The organism is Streptomyces sp. KR55 (assembly GCF_052245645.1).
Taxonomy (GTDB): domain Bacteria; phylum Actinomycetota; class Actinomycetes; order Streptomycetales; family Streptomycetaceae; genus Streptomyces; species Streptomyces flavusporus.
In genome coordinates, this window is the sequence record NZ_JBQQCE010000905.1 from 1 (window position 1) to 1,363 (window position 1,363).

The following is a 1,363-nucleotide window of genomic DNA, read 5'->3' on the forward strand; positions in this document are numbered from 1 at the left end:
GTGCGGGCGCGGTCGTAGCGCTCGATGGCCGGGGCGAGGAGCTTGTTGTCGAACGCCGGGTCGGTGGCGGGGCCCGCGGGCGGGCAGGTGAGCTGGCCCTGCGCGTCCCTGTGCAGCTCGGCCCGCAGGGCCGCCTCGGCGCCGGTGGCGCCCTCCGGTGGGTCGATCCAGGCGAGCAGGGCACCGAGGTGCTGGTCCTCCAGGCTGGACTGGCCGGTCGCCCAGTGCCGGGCGAGCACGTCCGTCAGGGCCAGCAGCAGGGACGAGCCGGGCACCCGGGCCCGCTCCCCGAAGTGGGTCAGCCACCGGCCGAGCAACGGCACCCTGGGGGGTGCCGGGTGCGGGGTCTCCGGGTCCTGTTCCGCCGTGCGGCGAAAGCGCATGGAGCGCCCGAGCAGCCGGACGAAGTCGATGCCCGCACGACTCGGCACGATCAACTGCGGGGCGTCCGCGCACAGTTCGACCTCGACCTTGACCCGCTTGCCGGTCTCCGGGTCGGTCTCGGTGCGCTCGGCCGCCTCCACGCTCTCCGCGTGCGCGTCGATGTACGGCAGGACCACATCGGCCAGTTCGGCCAGGAACGCGAACCTGAGGTCGCGGTCGCGGGGCTGCGAGACGACCAGCAGACGCGGCGCGTCCGGGTCGGTGCCGACGAGCGCGCCGAGCGGTGCACCGGCCTCACCGGCGGTGGTCAGCGGCACGAGGACCAGCGGACGCTCGGACAGATGCCGGTGCCGGACCGTGGCGGTGGGCTGCGCTCGTCCGGTGTCGACGGCCTCGAAGCGGGCGAGCGTGGAGATCAGCGACACGGGGCTGCCTCCAGGAACTCGGGGTGTTCGGGGGTCCTCGGCTCGGGAGCGTCGCCCAGTGTCTCGGCGCGCAGGTGTGCCGCCCGGCGTAGGGCCGCCACCGCCGGGTCCTGAGGATCCCCGGCCTCCCCGCGGGCCGCCGCGAGGACGTCCTCGACCGTCGACAGGCCGCCCAGCTCGGCGCGGACCGAGCGGCCGAGGGAGGTCACCGCGCCGGCCGCGCGGGAGTGGTCCCGGCAGTGGAAGGCCAGTTCGCACGCCGACAGGCACTCCGGCGCGTACGTCGCCGGCACCGACTCGACCGCGGCGGTCAGCTCGGCGGGCGGCAGCTCGGGGGAGAAGCACGTGCCCTCGGGGAGCGCGTCGGCGATGTCCTGGATGCGGGTGAGGCGGGCCAGCTGGCGGCGGGTGACCGCGCGCTGCTTGCGCACGTCGACGGCGGAGGCGGTGGGGAGGTTGGAGAAGTCCTTGGGGCAGACGAGCAGGATCCGATGCCGGACCGGCGGGGCCGGCTGGAGCTTCGCGGCGACCTCCTCCAGTGCCAGCACGTACAC

General features: G+C 75.2%; 2 pseudogenes. Both read right to left on the minus strand.

The annotated features are described in order from the left end of the window. Positions 1-809 (minus strand): annotated as a pseudogene (locus ACTWQJ_RS51410) (hypothetical protein); the annotation flags it as partial. Next, positions 800-1,363 (minus strand): annotated as a pseudogene (locus ACTWQJ_RS51415) (hypothetical protein); the annotation flags it as partial. The pseudogenes ACTWQJ_RS51415 and ACTWQJ_RS51410, both read right to left, overlap by 10 nt.